At 38.7% G+C, this 18,872-nt stretch carries 17 protein-coding genes and 4 pseudogenes; 8 read left to right on the top strand and 13 right to left on the bottom strand.

Annotated features, from left to right (window positions below; translation table 11 throughout):
• Positions 1-30: 30 nt before the first annotated feature.
• On the bottom strand, positions 31-915 hold the full coding sequence (locus AC1DVK_RS19140) for a DMT family transporter (protein WP_477627143.1): 885 nt from the start codon (positions 913-915) through the stop codon (positions 31-33).
• Entirely contained in the window at positions 916-1,872 is a 957-nt protein-coding gene (locus AC1DVK_RS19145; protein ID WP_477627144.1) for a DMT family transporter, read from the bottom strand.
• Between the two features lie 117 nt (positions 1,873-1,989).
• Here AC1DVK_RS19145 and AC1DVK_RS19150 point away from each other — a divergent pair, with 117 nt between their 5' ends.
• Entirely contained in the window at positions 1,990-3,333 is a 1,344-nt protein-coding gene (locus tag AC1DVK_RS19150; protein WP_477627145.1) for an aminotransferase-like domain-containing protein, read from the top strand.
• 150 nt (positions 3,334-3,483) lie between these two features.
• Here AC1DVK_RS19150 and AC1DVK_RS19155 read toward each other — a convergent pair whose 3' ends face one another.
• From AC1DVK_RS19155 to AC1DVK_RS19185, 7 genes and pseudogenes are all read right to left on the bottom strand, one after another.
• Positions 3,484-4,083 (bottom strand): nitroreductase family protein, encoded by a 600-nt coding sequence (locus tag AC1DVK_RS19155; RefSeq protein ID WP_089363312.1) that lies wholly within the window; start codon positions 4,081-4,083, stop codon positions 3,484-3,486.
• Between the two features lie 110 nt (positions 4,084-4,193).
• Positions 4,194-5,171, bottom strand: coding sequence for a ring-cleaving dioxygenase (locus AC1DVK_RS19160; RefSeq protein WP_061462838.1), 978 nt, complete (start codon positions 5,169-5,171; stop codon positions 4,194-4,196).
• A gap of 430 nt (positions 5,172-5,601) precedes the next feature.
• The gene (locus AC1DVK_RS19165; RefSeq protein WP_477627146.1) at positions 5,602-6,525 is read right to left on the bottom strand and encodes a DMT family transporter; all 924 of its coding nucleotides are present in this window, start codon (positions 6,523-6,525) and stop codon (positions 5,602-5,604) included.
• A gap of 528 nt (positions 6,526-7,053) precedes the next feature.
• Positions 7,054-7,287 carry a hypothetical protein gene (locus AC1DVK_RS19170; RefSeq protein WP_477627147.1) on the bottom strand — a complete coding sequence of 78 codons (234 nt, stop codon included), beginning with the start codon at positions 7,285-7,287 and terminating at the stop codon, positions 7,054-7,056.
• Between the two features lie 378 nt (positions 7,288-7,665).
• Positions 7,666-7,849 (bottom strand): annotated as a pseudogene (locus AC1DVK_RS19175) (2-oxo acid dehydrogenase subunit E2); the annotation flags it as partial.
• 33 nt (positions 7,850-7,882) lie between these two features.
• A complete protein-coding gene (locus AC1DVK_RS19180; protein ID WP_061462836.1) occupies positions 7,883-8,866 on the bottom strand; it encodes an alpha-ketoacid dehydrogenase subunit beta in 984 nt (327 codons plus the stop codon).
• A gap of 12 nt (positions 8,867-8,878) precedes the next feature.
• Positions 8,879-9,874, bottom strand: a complete 996-nt coding sequence (locus AC1DVK_RS19185; RefSeq protein ID WP_061462835.1) for a thiamine pyrophosphate-dependent dehydrogenase E1 component subunit alpha — start codon at positions 9,872-9,874, stop codon at positions 8,879-8,881.
• 414 nt (positions 9,875-10,288) lie between these two features.
• Here AC1DVK_RS19185 and AC1DVK_RS19190 point away from each other — a divergent pair, with 414 nt between their 5' ends.
• The 4 genes from AC1DVK_RS19190 to AC1DVK_RS19205 are packed head-to-tail and all read left to right on the top strand — an operon-like array spanning position 10,289 to position 14,653.
• Positions 10,289-10,537 carry a hypothetical protein gene (locus tag AC1DVK_RS19190; RefSeq protein ID WP_477627148.1) on the top strand — a complete coding sequence of 83 codons (249 nt, stop codon included), beginning with the start codon at positions 10,289-10,291 and terminating at the stop codon, positions 10,535-10,537.
• A gap of 59 nt (positions 10,538-10,596) precedes the next feature.
• On the top strand, positions 10,597-11,076 hold the full coding sequence (locus AC1DVK_RS19195; RefSeq protein WP_061462834.1) for a MarR family winged helix-turn-helix transcriptional regulator: 480 nt from the start codon (positions 10,597-10,599) through the stop codon (positions 11,074-11,076).
• Complete coding sequence (locus AC1DVK_RS19200) at positions 11,073-12,797, top strand: ABC transporter ATP-binding protein (protein WP_289337687.1); 1,725 nt, start codon at positions 11,073-11,075, stop codon at positions 12,795-12,797. The genes AC1DVK_RS19195 and AC1DVK_RS19200 overlap by 4 nt, the downstream gene beginning before the upstream one ends.
• Positions 12,794-14,653 (top strand): ABC transporter ATP-binding protein, encoded by a 1,860-nt coding sequence (locus AC1DVK_RS19205; RefSeq protein ID WP_477627149.1) that lies wholly within the window; start codon positions 12,794-12,796, stop codon positions 14,651-14,653. Before AC1DVK_RS19200 ends, AC1DVK_RS19205 begins: the two co-directional genes overlap by 4 nt.
• Before the next feature lie 120 nt (positions 14,654-14,773).
• On the opposite strand, the pseudogene AC1DVK_RS19210 reads toward AC1DVK_RS19205, so the two are convergent.
• A pseudogene (locus AC1DVK_RS19210) lies at positions 14,774-15,204 on the bottom strand (MarR family winged helix-turn-helix transcriptional regulator).
• Between the two features lie 124 nt (positions 15,205-15,328).
• Between AC1DVK_RS19210 and AC1DVK_RS19215 the strand changes: the two are divergent.
• Both AC1DVK_RS19215 and AC1DVK_RS19220 read left to right on the top strand, forming a co-directional pair.
• A complete protein-coding gene (locus AC1DVK_RS19215; RefSeq protein WP_089363305.1) occupies positions 15,329-15,769 on the top strand; it encodes a GNAT family N-acetyltransferase in 441 nt (146 codons plus the stop codon).
• Positions 15,770-15,771: 2 nt separating this feature from the next.
• Positions 15,772-16,395, top strand: a pseudogene (locus AC1DVK_RS19220) (YczE/YyaS/YitT family protein).
• 218 nt (positions 16,396-16,613) lie between these two features.
• On the opposite strand, the gene AC1DVK_RS19225 reads toward AC1DVK_RS19220, so the two are convergent.
• Positions 16,614-17,882 (bottom strand): erythromycin esterase family protein, encoded by a 1,269-nt coding sequence (locus tag AC1DVK_RS19225; RefSeq protein WP_477627150.1) that lies wholly within the window; start codon positions 17,880-17,882, stop codon positions 16,614-16,616.
• A gap of 29 nt (positions 17,883-17,911) precedes the next feature.
• A complete protein-coding gene (locus AC1DVK_RS19230) occupies positions 17,912-18,283 on the bottom strand; it encodes a hypothetical protein (protein WP_061466050.1) in 372 nt (123 codons plus the stop codon).
• Between the two features lie 288 nt (positions 18,284-18,571).
• Between AC1DVK_RS19230 and AC1DVK_RS19235 the strand changes: the two genes are divergently transcribed.
• A complete protein-coding gene (locus AC1DVK_RS19235) occupies positions 18,572-18,709 on the top strand; it encodes a hypothetical protein (protein WP_167555979.1) in 138 nt (45 codons plus the stop codon).
• Between the two features lie 47 nt (positions 18,710-18,756).
• Here AC1DVK_RS19235 and AC1DVK_RS19240 read toward each other — a convergent pair.
• Positions 18,757-18,855 (bottom strand): annotated as a pseudogene (locus AC1DVK_RS19240) (IS3 family transposase); the annotation flags it as partial.
• Positions 18,856-18,872 lie beyond the last annotated feature (17 nt).

The raw sequence follows: 18,872 nt of genomic DNA on the forward strand, positions 1-18,872 counted from the left end.
GCTATGCTATGAACCAGAGCATATAAAAAACTACTTTCTTATCAACTTTTTCATTAATTTTTTGTCTAAAAAAACTAATGACATCATAATTATACCCATTCCAATCAATTGATGAATAGACAGCGCTTCATGTAAAAAGTAAAAGCCTAGAATCATTCCGATGACAGGCACTATATAATTACTAAATGAAGTAAATAAAGCGCCTTCTTGCCGAATCAGCCTATTAAATAATGCGTAAACAACACCCGCATGGAATATGCCTAAAATCGCTAAGTAGATGGATTGAGATGGTTCTATATCCAATTTGAAAGATTGCTCAAACAAAAGGGACATGGGGATTAGAAATGCACTGGCAATCAGTAATACATTTCTCATATGAATAACGGAAGACCCCTCGTTTAATTTCTCCATGATAATCAATGATAATCCAAAACTCATGGCGGCCAATATCAATAGGATACTACCCTGAATACTGTTAAAAAAGTCTTGGAATCCTTGTGTTGGCCAGGATAGGAAAGCAATACCTGCAAACCCGAATAGGATACTTGTAATCTCCCCCCTTGTGCTTTTTCTTTTGAAAAATGCTATTAAAAAGAGGATGGTAAAGACAGGAACCATTCCAATCAGCATCGCTGCGATACTGCTAGGCACCGTTTTCTGCCCTTGTGCAATAAACGCGAATGGCAGTACAACCTCGAAAACCGCAATGATTATATACCATTTATAATAACTCCTATTTACTCTGCGCTCTTCTTTTGATAAGAAAAAACCAATGAAGAATAAACAGATACCACCGATACATGCTTTGATGGCTGACAAAGTAATAACCCCAACATCATCTATAACTAATGCAATAAAGAAGAATTGAGATCCCCATATACCACTAATCAAGAGTAACAACACATATTTATTCATTCACTTTACCTCCCTTTTCATCAATGGCTCGGCAATAGTTTTACTAATATGCTTTGACCGATTTCCACCAAAATAGTTCGTGCCGATTACACCAACAAGAATAATCATTGCACCTACAACGTGATAATAGTGAATGGTTTCATGTAAGAAAATTACCCCAGCTATGATCGTAATCAATGTCGCTAAATTACTAAAAACGCTCATTTTAGAGGCAGGTAATATAGATAATGCATAGTTTGATAAAAAAGCAGTAAGCAGTGACGATAATGCACCAAGATATACGATTGAAATAAGAAATGAACTACTTGTTAAGGGTAAAAAAAAGCTACTAATTGATTGATTAATTATATGGTTGATGATGGCCATACTATTAAAAGCAACAAAACCAAAGAACGTCATCACATAAGTTAATGTAAATAGTGAATATTGCTTTGTTAATGTCCTAGCTACCACATTATAGAGAGCGGCAGCAATCGAGGATAATAAGATCAGGATCGTTCCTTTCAAACTATGAGCCTCAAGTTGCAAGTCGTTCATGACAAAGATAAAGATGACCCCCATCACTGAAAAATAAAGGAAAAATTTTTGACTTTTACCCGCATATTCTTTCAAAAATAATGAAGCTGATAATAACGTGAAAATTGGTATGGTCGCTTGGATAATACCCGCCTCTGAAGATGAGGTATATACGAGACCAAACACTTGAAAGGTAAAGAATGAAATTGGATAAAGGAGCACCAACGGAAGAATTTTCAAAGTATCCTTTGCACTCATTTTCACTGATGTCCTCCTATACAGCTTATAAATTATCGCGATCAAAAAAGCCATCGTAAATCGATGTGCCAATATATCTAGCGGACTCGCTTCCATTAATGATATTTTTGTGAAAATAAATGAAAATCCAATAATAAAAGCATATAGTATCGCCGCAAAATAGGCTTTTTTTTGTTCTGGCATATTGAGTCAATCCTCCTTTTCAACACCCGGCCGGTTGTTAATATCGTATTAAAAGCTTCACTACGATACAATACAAATAAGAAGCATCTGTAACGGTACAGTTTTTAGGAGGAATTCATGTTAAAATACGAAGCTTTGTTTAATGAATTTGAATCTCTGATCCAAAATGGACAGCTCAAAGCGGGCTTTAAACTCCCATCGATTCGTCGATTAAGCGAACAACATCAATGTAGTAAAAGTACAGTCTTGAAAGCCCTGCAAGAATTGGAAAAGAGGCATTTAATCTACGCGGTTCCTAAAAGTGGATATTATGTCGTTCAAAAAGAATTTGATGGTAAAAGTGAACCAACAGCGGAAATCGACTTTGTTACCTCCGCTCCCTCTTGGCATCAATTTCCGTATCATGACTTTCAACATTGTATCAACAAAGCCATCGATACCTATCAGCAAGAATTGTTTATCTATGGCACCCCAAAAGGACTACCCTCTTTAATTAAAGTGATACAAAAACAATTAGAGCAGTATCAGGTTTTCGCAAAAGAAGAACAGATTTTCATTACTTCTGGCGTGCAACAAGCCCTTTCCTTATTAACGTTCATCCCATTTCCTAATGAACGTACCCATATACTTGTTGAACAGCCTAGTTATCATCTGTTTGTGGAGCAATTGAAAGCGTACAAGATTTCCGTGCTAGGAATCCAACGAACAGCGGCAGGTATTGATTTTGGGGAATTAGAGCGGATTTTCAGCAGTCAGAAAATTAAATTCTTTTATACGATGCCCCGTTTCCATAATCCGTTAGGGACTTCTTACTCTAAAAAGGACAGAGAAGAGATACTAAAACTTGCTGTAAAGTATGGTGTCTATATTGTAGAAGATGATTATTTAGCAGATTTCGAAGAGAATATGAAGGTAGACCCCATTTTTTCCGGGGATACTCATCACATGGTCATTTATTTAAAAAGCTTCTCTAAAATAATGTTTCCAGGATTGCGCATAGGTGTTGCCGTATTGCCTAAACCATTAGCGGTCAGCTTTCAACTATATAAAAGAACAGCGGATATTGATAGTTCAATGATTTCACAAGCAGCCTTGGAAATCTATATAAAGAGCGGTATGTTTGAACGCCATAGAAACAAAGTACGTCTGTCCTATCTAGGGCGTGCAAAATTGCTATATGATGCTCTAGAAAAGCACTCTGCTCAAGGCTTTTATCGCCCATCATCCATATGTATGAACGCTCATATCGTACTGCCTAATCGTTTAAATAGTGCTCACCTCATCAAAAACTTACAAAATCAACAAGTACTGGTAGAGAYGATAGGTCAAAATTATATAGATGGTTTTCACCAGGAAAAAATAGTAAAGATAAACGTGTCCAATACAAATATACAAAAACTTGACCAAGGAATAGCTCTCATTTTTAAAGAATTGAATAACAAGCAAAATTATTACATATAGAACTTTTACAAATGTATAGCCACTTTATAGCAAAAAATAGTGGAAATATATTTTTTGCTATTGTAATAATGAAAACATGGGCAAATGAGCACAAACAAAAGAGAGCCAATTAGAATTGGCTCTCAACAATGTTTATCTTTTCAGTCCACTTTATTTATAAAATTTTATACGATCCTCAAGTGGTTTGAACTCTTTATCACCCGGTTGAGCTGTTGGATTTCCAAATGGCATTTGCGCAATCAATTTCCAGTTACTTGGAACATCCCATTCTTTTTTCACTTCATCATCAATTAGAGGATTATAATGCTGTAAAGTTGCTCCCAATCCTTCTGCTTCGAGTGCAGTCCAAACAACTAATTGATGCATGCCTGATGTTTGTTGAGACCAGATTGGGAAGTTATCGGCATAGGTTGCAAATTGTTCTTGAAGTGATTTCACCACAGATTCATCTTCAAAGAATAAAACTGACCCATATCCCGCTTTAAAGGAATCCATTTTTTGTTGAGTACCAGAGAAATCTCTATCTCCAACAGCTTTCCTTAAAGCCTGTGTCGTAATATCCCAAAATTTATCATGTGCCGAGCCTGTCAAAACAACAAGGCGGGAGGATTGGGAATTAAAAGCCGATGGTGTGTGTTTTACCGCAAATTCAACTATTTCTTTAATTTTCTCATCCGATACTTGGACTTCTTTATTGATTCCATAATATGATCGTCTCTCTTTAATCGCGGTGTAAAAATCTTTTGTCATGATTCATTCCTCCAGAGCATTTTTTCTATTTCAAATGATTATTCCATTTTTTATTTCTACCTATTTTAGTATGGGCATAAACCAATATATAATTCGCAAAAGGCTATCATTTATTCTTTAATGAATTCCTTGGTGCTTCTTACTGTATCAATGGGACGGACCAACTTTTCGATTTGATCCCTTTTCGGTTCTAAGAACGGTGGTAAAGATAACTTTTCCCCAAGCGTTTCATATGGCTCATCCCCCATAAATCCAGGACCATCCGTGGCAAACTCGAATAAAATTTGCGGCGCCACTCGCACGTAAAGCGACTCAAAAAAGTGACGATCAACATAACCGGAAGTATGAAATTGGAAGCTTTCCATTCTTTTGATCCATTCTTCAAGAACGGAACGATCTTCTACACGGAAGGCTGTATGGTGAACAGTCCCAAAACCCTGCCGTGCCTGAGGAAGGATAGAATTATGTTCGACAATTACTTGTGCTCCATTCCCACCTTCCCCTACTTCGAATAAATGAAATGATCCTTCAGTGTCTATTTCTTTGAATAATAGGACTTTTTCCATCATTTCTTTAAAGTATTCGAAGTTGGCGATGCGAATGAAAATTGGTCCTAATCCTGTAATTGCATACTCCAGGGGAATCGGTCCTTTTTGCCAAGGGATTCCAGCTGCAATCCCTTCATTGTTTTCATCTGAGATCAATTGATATTGCTGATCATCAAAATCAACAAAAGAAATGATCTTTTTACCAAATTGTTCTTGGATTCCTGTATTCCCCACTTCTAATCGATCGAAGCGCTTAACCCAATAATCTAATGCTGCATCATTCGGTACACGAAAGGATGTTTTTGAAATCTCATTAGTCCCATGCACTCCTTTTGGAATACCAGGAAAGTCGAAGAAAGTCATGTCAGTACCTGGACCGCCTACATCGTCAGCAAAAAACAGGTGATACGTTTGGATATCATCTTGGTTAACTGTTTTCTTGACTAAACGCATGCCTAATATATTTGTGAAAAATTCATAATTCTTTTCTGCACTGCTTGTTATGGCTGTTACGTGGTGTATTCCTTTTAATCCGTTCATATTTTATTCCTCCCATTAAAACAATTCAACTTTTGGATGTTCAGCTTCTTTCTTTATCCCCTACATTTTTCCTTCAATAAGAGTGGCCTATTCATTAAAGGAGGTTTATTATCTCGAATTAATATATCTTTATTTAAAGATAATTTATCATGAATAACATTTGTTGTCAACAACATTACCTCAAATTAATATATCTCAACTTCAAAATAATTTAGGCAAAAAAAAAACGTCCTTGTCCATTTTCATTTTTATAATATCCCCTAAAGCAAATACCATTTTAGAATATAGGTTACTGCTATAGCTATAAAGTCGCGGCAAAGACGATCCATCACTTCTTTGGCAAAATTGAATCAGAATTAAATGTGTTTTAATACGAAAGCCCCCAGGAAAAAACAAATCCTTTACGTGAGGGCTATTTCGTTTTGTTTTTTTATTTTACTTGACGCAATTCCCCTTGTTTTTCGGATGAAGAATTTGTACCATCATTTACTTTTGACTTCTTAGAAGAAAGATAAACTCCTGCGAAAATAATAAGCAGGCCAATAATTACATTAGGATTAATCGCTTCTCCCAGCAGGACATAGCCCCAAACCATAGCGGTTCCAGGAATAAGATATGTGACCGTTGCGGCTAACTCTGGGCTGCCATTTTTATTGATGTAGAAATAGATCAGCTGTCCTAGCCCAGAGCCAAAGCACCCAAGTCCGACTATGGATAAAATCGTTAGCGGTTCCAACAACATCACTGGCTTAATCGGCTCTGTTATCAGCATCCCGATCAAACCGATAACGGCACCCGTGAGCAGCGTAAACGTCGTAATGACCAATATGCTGGTATTGGAAAGAAATCTTTTCGTAAATTGGCCGGCAAAACCATAACAGGTGGACGCTAGCAGCATTGTCCCAATCCCAATGAATTCCTTGCCGAAAAGCTGACCGACTTGAAAATCCATCAATACTAGAATTCCGAAAAAACCGATAAGAATGCCCACCCATTGTCGGGCGGTTAAAACATATGAAAAAATGATAAATCCGATGATCCCCGTCCAGATCGGAGTGGTTGCATTAAGAATTGATGCCGTGCTGCTGTTAATCTCTGTTTCACTTAAAGCTATTAATCCCCATGCTAATCCACAATTGAAGATTCCGACAACGACCAGTGCTTTCCACGGCAATTTCCAATTGATATCCCTGCGCTTCAACCATAAAATGGGAAGCAGCATAACAGCACCTGCCAAACAGCGGAGAAAAACAATTCCCCAAATGCCCGCTGGCGGGAGCAGCCACTTCATAAAAACAAACGATAAACYCCATATCAAACTAAGGCCGATTAAAGCCCCGTATAATCGAAGCATGATGTTCCCCCTTCCTACTTTCTTATTATGACAAACATTGTTAGGGATTTCATATAAAATATAAGATGAACTTGAAATTTATTTTCTGCCAAAATCGGTATAGAGCAGGATAAAAATGCCACAGATTTCGAATCAAATAAATGTTTTTTCATATCATAAAAAACTAAAGAAGCTGGAGTTCATTAAAGAAGGCAAGCCAGTCTATAGGCTTGCTTTCATCTGAAAAAAAAGTAAAAAAACACAACATGTTATTTCGTTTCTTCCTCCTACCGCCCGTTTAAGCTAAGTTTTGGGTAATACTTAACATGTTCACCAATCACTGTACCGCGTACAACATTTAAAAATTCACAATATTCATTGCTAATATATCGAATTTATCGACAATTACAATTCCATAATATGTACTTTCAAATACCATATCTAATAGTTTATTATTGGAGAATTGTCCAGTAAGTCTCCTTTACCCAGAATCATTTACCATATAATGCCGCGCTTTTGTTCAATACATCCTTACAAAATGAAATTTTTTCAAAAAATCACCGCGAAATAAAGTGTTTTTAAAAGGCTGTTTTCACATACTTTGTTGCTATTTACCAGGTAGTGAGTTGTGGTTGATTTCCCCTCCAGATGCTCGCTTTCCTTGGTGCGGGCGGTGAGCCTCCTCGGCGTAAACGCCTGTGGGGTCTCACCTGTCCCGCCGCTCCCGCAGGAGTCTCGCACTTCCGCTCCAATCAACCTTAAATAGTTTCGTTTTAAAAACAACAATCTTTACGAAAAGAGCCATTTAAAAAAATCGGTCGAGATATTATATGCCCTCTCTATCGTAATCAAATAGATTATTTTTTCACGCTTCTATAGATTTTATTTAGCGCAAAAAAAGCCTGGCAACCTTTTTTATAGTTGCTAGACTTACGTTCATTTTTAAGATTCAACCCCGATATAAACGGCTGATTTTGATGTTTACTAATCTGTATTATGTGAACTATTGAAAGTAATAGTAATTTATGAAATAGTCAACTTGTTCGAACATTACTCTTCAGGTGCTTGGTCTATACTCGCTGTAGTCTCGTCTCCAATAATACAAGATTAAGTTTAATATTTGCCGACTTGCTGCAACGTATAAGATCCGAGAAAATTCTAAGGTCGTTTGACGATAGACTCAACTTGAATGGTGGTATTCTGTGGATGATTGATTATCCCCATTGGCTGAATGGAATAGAAATCACCTGTTTTATTGATTGTTAATGTACCCTTATCCCATATCTTCAGGTTTCACCTTACCTGTTCGGACTTTTTGGGCAAGTTCACGGACATCCTTGGCAATTTCCTACTAGGTTCGTTCCTCCGTGCCGATCATTTAATAGGCTGCCAGGTCCCGCAGTGCCTTTTCAACTTTTTCAGGATTCACCATGAAGGATTTCTCCAATGCTGGGGAATATGGCATCGCTGGAACATCCGGGCCTGCCAGTCTCATGATTGGGGCATCCAGATCGAAGAGGCAGTTTTCTGCAATAATTGCCGATACTTCACCAATGATGCTCCCCTCCTTATTATCTTCAGTAATCAATAGGACCTTTCCTGTTTTCGATGCAGCTTCAATAATGGCTTCTTGATCCAATGGATAAACGGTTCGCAGATCAAGTATATGAACGGATATGCCATCACTGGCAAGTCTTTCAGCTGCCTGAAGCGCAAAATGAACACAAAGGCCGTAAGTAATCACGGTAACGTCCTCGCCGTCACGTTTTACATCCGCTTTACCAATGGGTAAAACATAATCATCAGTCGGCACTTCTTCTTTAATAAGGCGATAGGCACGTTTATGTTCAAAGAAAAGGACCGGGTCATCATCACGAATGGCTGCTTTCAATAACCCTTTCACGTCATATGGCGTAGATGGCATGACAATTTTAAGTCCCGGTTGATTGGCAAAAATGGCTTCAACAGATTGTGAATGGTATAACGCGCCATGTACTCCCCCGCCGTATGGAGCCCTGATGACGATAGGACATTGCCAGTCATTATTGGAGCGATAACGAATTTTTGCAGCTTCTGAAATGATTTGGTTGATTGCAGGCATGATAAAATCAGCAAATTGCATTTCTGCAATCGGCCTCATCCCATACATGGCCGCGCCAATGCCCACTCCTGCGATTGCTGATTCAGCAAGCGGGGTATCAATGACCCGCTGTTCCCCGAATTGTTCGTATAAACCAGATGTCGCTTTAAAAACGCCGCCTTTTTTCCCTACGTCCTCCCCTAAGACAAATACACGGGAATCACGTTCCATTTCTTCTCGCATAGCCATTATAACGGCATCTATATAAGATATCACTGCCATCTTCTTTCCTCCTTACTTATCTGCATAAACGTATTTTGAAAGCGTGTCTTCATTTGCAAATGGAGCATTTTCCGCATAATCCGTCGCTTCGTTCACAACTTCCATTATTTCCTCGTTCATTTGTTTCTCTAATTGATCATCCATGATCCCTACAGCTTTTAAATAGGCCCCGAATGTAATGATTGAATCTATTTTTTTTGCCTCCGATACTTCTTCAGGCGACCTGTATTGACTATCATCATCGTCGCTTGAATGGGGTGTCAACCTGTATGAAACCGTTTCAATCAAGCTTGGTCCTTCACCACGCCTTCCCCTCTCAGCCGCTTCTTTCACCACCCGGTATACTTCGATCGGATCATTTCCATCAACCGTCACCCCTGGCATGCCATAACCAATGGCCCGGTCCGACACTTTGCTGCAGGCCAATTGTTTTTCGATAGGGACGGAAATGGCATATTGATTATTCTCGCACATCAAGATAACCGGAAGTTTATGTACACCTGCAAAATTCGCTCCTTCATGGAAATCACCTTGGTTTGATGACCCTTCACCAAATGTAACGAATGAAACGATATCTTTTCCTTCCATTTTTGCAGCGAGTGCAATCCCCACTGCATGCGGCACTTGAGTGGTAACTGGCGAAGATCCCGTTACGATGCGATTCTTTTTTTGCCCAAAATGGCCAGGCATTTGCCTTCCGCCTGAATTCGGATCTTCCGCTTTTGCAAAACTGGATAACATTAAATCTCTGGCGGTCATCCCAAATGCAAGCACTACCCCAAGATCCCGGTAATAGGGAAGGATATAATCCTTTTCACGATTTAAAGCAAACGCAGCACCCACTTGAGCTGCTTCTTGTCCTTGACAAGAAACGACGAATGGAATTTTTCCAGATCTGTTCAACAGCCACATCCGTTCATCTATACGTCTTGCCAACAACATCACTTTATACATCTCTAGCACATTTTCATCACTCAGACCTGCTTGCAGATGACGGTTTTCAACCATATGTCATCATCCCTCCTAATAATCAGAACATTTTACTTTAAAACCCAAATGCTGGTCCTCATACTGGCACCCTTTTCAAACGGGAGTGCTGTATCACGAAACACTATTGTTTCTCTTTAGCTATCTCTTTGTCTCGCAAACTAAATTCGCTTATATTTTCTCGAAGGAAGAAAAATCTCCATTATGTAAACATGCTTTCTATTTAACACCCATACATTCTCATTTACGTTATCATCTAGTATTATTACCTGGTACTAATCCAATTCAATATTATCCTAACACTTTTTATCACATATTTTCAACTAATTTCACTTTGTAAAACAGATCAATTTTCTTGTCTAGTGAATTAAGAACATGAAAAAATGTGTTGTTTGAATTTCCTAAACGACTTTGCCTGAAGTACAAAGCCTATTGTTGTTTTTAAAACGAAACTATTTAAGGGTGATTGGAGCGGAAGTGCGAGACTCCTGCGGGAGCAGCGGGACAGGTGAGACCCCACAGGCGTTTACGCCGAGGAGGCTCACCGCCCGCCCCGCGGAAAGCGAGCATCTGGAGGGGAAATCAACCACAACTTTATGTACGAACCAAAGTCAAGAAAAACACCGGAATGATGAAATCGTTTTTTTGTTGACTAAGTTGAAAAATAGATGTAAATTAAAATAATTCATAAAAATAAATGTTCAGTTTGGAACAGTTTAATAAAGAAAGAATGGTGATGTTGAGTGAAGAATGAAAAACAAATAATTCAATCAGTACAACTATTGCGTTCATTTTGGAACGTGCAGAAAAATATCATGCGATTCGTTCAAAAGACAGCGGCAGAAAATGATTTAACAGTTCCGCAATATTCGATTTTGATGACCATTTCCCCTCATAAGGAGACCACTCAAAAAATAGTTGGGGAGAAAACGTTTCTTCCAAAAAGCACACTGAGTCAAGCGGTCGATGGCCTTGTTCGGGCAGGCATGCTCCAACGAGAGCATGTGGAGGGCAACCGGCGTGAGATTCAGCTGTCAATCACCGAAAAGGGGAAAAATACATTAAAAATGATTCATTTTCAAGAAAGCAGTATCCACCAAATATTTCAATCGGCGATTGAATTGCTTTCTGAAGAACAGTTTGAAGAGTTGCTTGAAACGCATCTTCAAATTACAAACTTTTTAGAAGCTCAAGCAATAGAAAAAGGAGAGTGTACAAAATGATAAAAATACTGAAAAATTTATCCGTTTATAAGTGGATTATTTCAGCAGTTATCGGTCTGGTTTTTATTCAATCGATGTCGGACCTCTTTTTACCTACACTCATGGCGGATATTATTGATAAAGGCGTCGTTCGAGGTGACACTCCTTACATTTGGAAAATCGGTGGTTTGATGCTGGTGGTTTCAGCACTTGGCGCTTGTGCTTCCATAATCGCAAGCTACTATTCGTCCAAAGCAGCAATGGGAATGGGACGGGATCTCCGGCTGAGAGTCTTTAATCATGTAGAAAAATTTTCGTTACAAGAATTTGACGAAGTCGGTACCGCGTCATTGATTACACGGACGACCAATGATATAACACAAGTCCAGCAAGTGGTTATCATGATGCTACGTATGGTAATCAGTGCACCCATCATGTTAGTCGGTGGAGTGATCATGGCAGTATCCATGGATGCAAAATTGTCCCTTGTCATTGTCGTCACTATGCCTTTTTTGATTGGTTCCATCCTGCTTATTCTATCCAAAGGTGTACCTCTTTTTCAAAAGGTGCAAAAACGATTAGACCGGTTGAACCTTGTATTAAGAGAAAATTTAACTGGAATTCGTGTCATTCGTGCCTTCAATCATGAAACACAAGAAAAAGAACGCCTTAAGAAAGCAAATAAAGAATTGACAGATGTCTCGATCAAAGTCAATAAAATCATGGCGTTCATGATGCCTGTAATGATGCTTGTCATGAACTTGACGGTTGTTGGTATCATTTGGTTCGGAGGAGTTCGTATTGATAACGGCGGCATGCAGATCGGGGACTTAATGGCCTTTATCCAATATGTAATGCAAATTATGTTCGCCCTTGTAATGGCATCCATGATGTTCGTTATGGTTCCACGCGCGGCCGTATCCGCAACGAGGATAAACGAGGTCCTTGACATGAAACCTTCATTCTTAGATGAAGGGACAGAAAAGGCAGATCGTGAACACGGTACACTTGAATTTGAACATGTGACCTTCAGTTACCCAGGAGCAGAAGAGCCTGCATTATCGGATATCAGTTTTTCTGCAAGACCTGGTGAAATCACCGCAATAATCGGTGGAACTGGTTCAGGGAAAACGACGCTCGTCAATTTGATCCCTCGCTTCTATGATACTTTAAGTGGGACAATTCGCGTCAATGGTGTTGATATTCGTAATTCATCACAAGATGAAGTTCGGTCAAAAATTGGCTTTGTACCACAAAAGGCTGTCCTCTTTACGGGTACCATTGCTGAAAACATTCGCTTTGGAAAACAAACCGCCACACAAGATGAAATTGAGCATGCAGCCCGTATCGCGCAAGCTGAAGATTTTATCAGTAACATGAAAGACGGCTATCATGCAGAAATAGAACAAGGGGGCTCAAACCTATCAGGAGGGCAAAAGCAACGGCTTTCGATTGCACGGGCACTCATTAGGAAACCTGATATTTATATATTTGATGATAGTTTTTCTGCACTAGACTTCAAGACAGATGCCAACCTTCGTGCAGCCTTGAAAGATGAAACGAAAAATGCGACGGTACTACTCGTTGCACAGCGGGTCAGTACGGTCGTTGACGCTGACCGAATCATTGTATTGGACGAAGGACACATTGCGGGTATGGGAACACACCAAGAATTGCTAAGTACAAACGACATATACCGTGAAATCGCCTTATCACAGCTCTCAGAGGAGGAAATTGCATGAGTAATCAAAAAAAACCTCAAAGCGGCGGTCAGATGGGGCATGGTCCTGGTGGCGGTAACATGATGATGATGGGTCAAAAAGCAAAAGATTTTAAAGGAACACTAAGACGTCTCTTGGCCTATTTAAAACCGCGGCGCAACAAATTGATTGCCGTGTTCTTCGCTGCAATCATGAGTACGATTTTCATGATTGTCGGACCAAAAATCATGGGAACGGCGATTACGGAATTATTCGAAGGGGCTTACGGGAAATTTCAAGGAATACCTGGAGCAGCTATTAATTTTGATAAAATTGGCCAGATTCTTCTACTACTTGCTGGACTGTATGTCTTAAGCAGCCTTTTCAACTATGTACAACAATACATTATGTCCAGTGTTGCACAAGAAACGGTATATGATCTACGGGAAGATGTTAATAAAAAGCTCGAGAAACTTCCTCTCAAATATTTTGAAGGACGTCCTAACGGGGAAACACTTAGCCGAATGACAAATGATATTGATACAATCGGGAGCACCCTTCAACAAAGCTTAACGCAGTTCATCACATCAATCGTCACGATTTTGGGGATTATCATCATGATGCTTTCCATTAGCCCGTTATTGACATTAATCTCGATAGTCAGCTTACCTTTGTCAATATTTGCAATACGGCCTATTTTAAAAAGATCCCAAAAACATTTTGCCGATCAACAGCGTACACTTGGGCAATTAAATGGGCACATTGAAGAGATGTACACTGGCCATCAAGTCGTTAAAGCATTCGGACATGAAAAAAAGGCAAGTGCCCAGTTTACTAAGGTTAATGAAGAATTGTATAAAGCGGRAAGAAAGGCACAGTTTATATCTGGAATCATCATGCCCATGATGTTTTTTATCGGAAATTTAAGCTATGTCCTCATCAGCGTTGTCGGCGGAATATTGGTAACGCAACGTTCGATCTCAATTGGTGATATTCAAGCATTCATCACATATTCAAAGCAGTTCACCCAGCCGATCACACAAACAGCCAACATCGCAAACATTATTCAGTCAACGGTTGCAGCAGCTGAGCGTGTCTTTGAGCTACTTGGTGAAGAAGAGGAAATGAAAGAAAAAACCACAGCTAAAATAAGGAGAGCAAATGGTGCTGTCACTTTTGAACATGTCGACTTTGGATATGGGGAAGAAATGTTAATTAAAGATATGAACATCGATGTCTCGCCTGGACAGACGGTCGCAATTGTTGGACCGACTGGTGCTGGAAAAACGACTATGATAAATCTCTTGATGAGATTTTATGAACTAAATGGCGGAAAGATTAAAATTGATGGTCTGGATACACGGAATATGTCCAGGAATGATCTTCGTAAGAACTTTGGGATGGTGCTTCAAGATACCTGGCTCTTTAATGGCACGATTAAGGATAATATCGCTTATGGAAAAAATGGAGCAACAGATGAAGAAATTTTTACAGCTGCTCGGACGGCACATGCCGACCATTTCATTCGGACACTGCCAGATGGTTATGAGACAGTTTTGAACGAAGAAGCTTCGAACATCTCACAAGGACAAAAGCAGCTTTTGACAATCGCACGAGCTGTTCTTGCAGATCCACCAATCATGATATTGGATGAAGCTACGTCGAGTGTGGACACTCGGACCGAAGTCTTTATCCAAAAGGCGATGAACAGACTGATGGAAGGACGGACTAGCTTTGTCATTGCCCATCGTCTCTCAACGATTAAGGATGCAGATTTAATTCTCGTTATGGATCAAGGAAAAGTGATTGAGCAAGGAACGCATTCGGAACTATTAGAAGTAAATGGTTTCTACGCAGATCTTTACAATAGTCAGTTTACTGAAAATGTAGCTGGTTAATAAGAAAGAGGCTCGATTTCCATTCGGAATCGAGCCTCTCTTTACAATATTCTTACCCACAACCACTCCATGCTTACACCGATTAGTCACCCATAAATAAGCGAAAACTTATTAGCTGTATCAATATCCCCTTTCATTTCCCTTTTTCACAAATTCCCAATCAACTCAATATTTTTTCTGACCCTTTGAAGAAGATGAAACACCGCTTCCGTTTCTTCCAAAGAAAATCCAGATAATGCAACCTTGTCGTATACTCCCCTTCTTTCTGTAAAAAGGGATAGACCTTTTCACTTTTATCAGTAGGATATAACTTTTTAATTTTTTTGTTGCCCTCATCATTTTTCTTTTCGATAAAACCTTGAATTTCAAGTTTTTAAATGGCACGAGCTGCTGTCGTTCGGTCGACCTTTATCATTTCTGCTAACTTTTCTTGAATGATTCCTCAAAATACAAATACTGCCCTTTTGTAAGGTCAAATTCTTTAAATTCGATATTACTTATAGAGTCCAATGCCCTGCTATCATTCCAATTTCACGGAGTATTTCCTTCATTCAAAAAGCCTCTGACTACTTTTGTTGTATTTTCAACAAAAGTAATTTCATTTATACTATAAAAAGGATAGACATTTATTATGACTTGTCTTATTAAATAAATTTAGAAAAGGGATGAAGAACATTGGATTCTAAAAGAATAACTACAGAAAATGATTTAAAAATAGCCTTTCATATCAGAAAAGAAGTATTTGTCGAGGAACAAGGTTTCCAATTAGAAAGTGAATTTGATGAATTTGATACACTTAATGCTCTTTCTGAACACATATTAGTTTATTATAATGAAAAACCAGTCGGAACTGGAAGGTTAAGAGTTGTTGATGGTTTAGGTAAATTGGAGAGAATTTGCATCTTAGAGCCTTACCGTAAATTTGGTCTTGGAAAAATAATAATAAAAACGTTAGAAGAAATTGCAAAAGAAATGGAATTATCCCTGGTTAAATTACATGGTCAAACACAGGCAGAGGGCTTTTATAAAAAACTCGGCTATCAAACTTCATCCGATGTCTTTATGGAAGATGGCGGTCCACATCTTTTAATGAAAAAAGAATTAATTAATGAATAAGTGTGTTAAATGTAGGTAAAACAAAAATTAACCTCTATCTGATCGGGATCATACTATTAACCCTTGGTTGTTCTTTAACTATCCAATCAGACCTTGGAACATCACCATTTGGCGCCCTTTTGGACGGGCTTTCCATACAAGTCTACCTTACTGTCGGAAGCTGGGAATTCATAATAGCCTTTATCATGATATTTTTATATTCGCTTTTAAAAAGGCAAAGACCAGAATTTTTGGTCTGCTGACAGCTTTTATAACAGGTCTTGGTAATTGAATATGGCTTTTTTTATTGCATAATTTGGTACAGCCAGAACTAATACTCAATAAACTTGTCTGTTTAGCTGTTGGGTTAACTGTTATAGGACTAGGAACGGCTATCTACTTACATGAAAATTTTGCACCAATAGACCGTTTGATGTTGATCATTCAAGATTTAACTGGAATGATTAAAAAACATTAATTTATCTTGTTTTGGTAATCACATTCAATGGAACAATTGGTATCGGGACTCTATTAACCGGTTGTTTAGGAGGGCCTTTTCTCAATTGCTTTTCCCATTAACTAGTAGTTTATTAAATAACCCCATTCCATCAGCAAATAGAGATAAAGATAAAAACCATTCTATATAGGACGGTTTTTATCTTTATTTTTCAGTTTTATTCCACAATCTGTCCCTTTTATGAAGCAACTAAAGCTTAATTTCTCACTTTCCATCGAGGAAATAGGCTTATTTAAATTTGGATTTCCTTAACGTTGTAAATCCGCGTATTTCCGGTTCAAGCTAAGGAACCGTAATAACTCCAAGCCCTTTATAACACGAATTGTTATAAAGGGCTCCGCCTTTTCATTACACAACGGGTGCTTTTTCATGAACAAGCGGGTGAAGCGCTTGAGTCTCATCAATGTAAACAAAAGCATCATATCTATTTGACAATACAGAAGGTACATAGTTTCCATATTGTTCATATTCCGGTCTGTATACAACCCCAATCGCCCGATGTCCAATCCTATCTTGGAATAGCTGCCGATTTTCATCATTGAAAATGAGCAACTTATCATACGCCCCCGAAAGGTGCATAGCCTCCTCCCAACTTCCTTTCATTGCCGGGGGTACTGTTTTTATTTCAAAATCCATGCCCCACTCGTCTGCTGCAATTACAGTTCCCCTGTAGGTTCCGAAACCTGTGATAAATACATCTTCAGTTGGGTTTTGCTCACGAATGACCTGGCCGACATTAATCATCCCGGAATCTCTCATATCAGTAGCACTGGCATCGCCAACATGGGTATTATGTTCCCACACAATCGCCTTGCCTTCAGAGCCGTAAAAATCCATAATTTCATTAAGTGCATCCACCATATGCATATCTCGAATATTCCATGATCTATCGTCATGAACTACCATTGTCCTGTAATAATTTTCTGCATTATACGCCACCAGTGCATTCACTTGAAGATTCAAATTCAATTCTTCGTGATGAGGGTATTTTTCTTTTTTTCGCTGAATAGTTGTCAGTAATTCGGCCACTTCCTCTATACAGTCTTCCGAATAAATGCCTGCCGAAACTGCGTACTCTTCGTTATTCCGATTGAATGGCTCAAAACATGTGAACGCATGTCTGGCAGCATCGAGGTCAGGTGAATCAATTTGCTTTAAGTAATGGATGACTTCATCCATGGATTCCCAAAGACTATAGATATCGATTCCATAAAATCCAATTTTCGTTTGATTTTGTCCAGACTCATTGTATTGTTTCATCCATTCGATCAAGTCGATTATTTCCTCGTTTGCCCACATCCAGGTCGGCCAGCGGTCAAAATTCTTAAGAACATCCTGTGCGGATTTAGTTTCTAGGTCATAACCTTTAACATATCTATTAATTGCCTGGCATGCGGGCCAATCACCTTCAACGGCTACAAAGGTGAACCCTTTTTCTTTAATCAGTTTTTTTGTTATTTCAACTCGGGCCGTGTAAAACTCGGATGTTCCATGTGATGCCTCACCCAGCAAAACAAATTTTGAATTTTTAACTTGCTGAACGAGCATATCCCAATCAGCTTCACTTGTAAGCGGGACTGAATGTTCGATTATTGACTGAACCAGATTATGATGCACTGTTTTTCCTCCTTTTCTTCTCACGACCATTATCGTTTGTACTCAGCATTATAAGAATTTGAACCTGCGTGTACTGACAGTAGTGTATCAGCGTATCCTACTAGACGATTTACAAGTTCATCACAAATGGAGTAAACCAGCTGAAAATTTTCTTCCTCAAATAGAGCATAGTCATCCAGAATGACCGTCGTATTAATGAACATATCCTTGTTTCCATATAGATTGTAGTGAACTATAACCTTTCCAGCAGCGCCTCCAGTAACTGGATCCTTAAAGCCGGGAATAAAAACAAACCATTCTTCAGCAGTAGCAGACCTGAAGTTTTTTGTGAAAGACATTCGCTCGGTTACATTCTGTATCTTTTTTAAATCTTCCGGGTTTAGATCCTTGATCTTATTCATTCCATAGCCACCCTTAACACCCTTGTTAATAATCATCAGTTATAGATTTTCCTTAAGGGACCAATCCTATAAATATTATTATGAAAAAATGACTTTCCACGGAAAAAAGCACGCCTGAACCGCCTAGACTGGCATAAACTTCAGGAGAACCAAATTATTTGCCATATACTAATTATTGTTCAGATTCTTCATTAATTTTAGGTGAGACTGGGTCGGTCAGAATATCACTTAATATCACTGCCCAAAAGGGGACAAACTATATTTGAAATAAGAAAGGAGATGTGAGACATGACAAAAAAATTTAATAAAGGCAGCCGAAATCAAAATTCACCGCAATTACACGGACAAGCTCCTGTTAGTGGGGACAACAGTAAAGGAAATAAAAGAAATAAAGATCAAAGTTCAAAAAGAGATAGTGGAATTTAAATGAAACAAACCGGTCATATTGAAGTGAACCCAAAAAGTTAGACACTTTATTGGAGGGCATGAACCCGGTAATCTACTGGGATCATGCCTTTTAATTTCGCTTTGATTCGTCGGTGATTGAAGTGGATATAATCTTCTAGTTGCTGTCGGTGATCGGCATTCG

The sequence above is a fragment of the Peribacillus sp. P4_B1 genome (assembly GCF_056402395.1).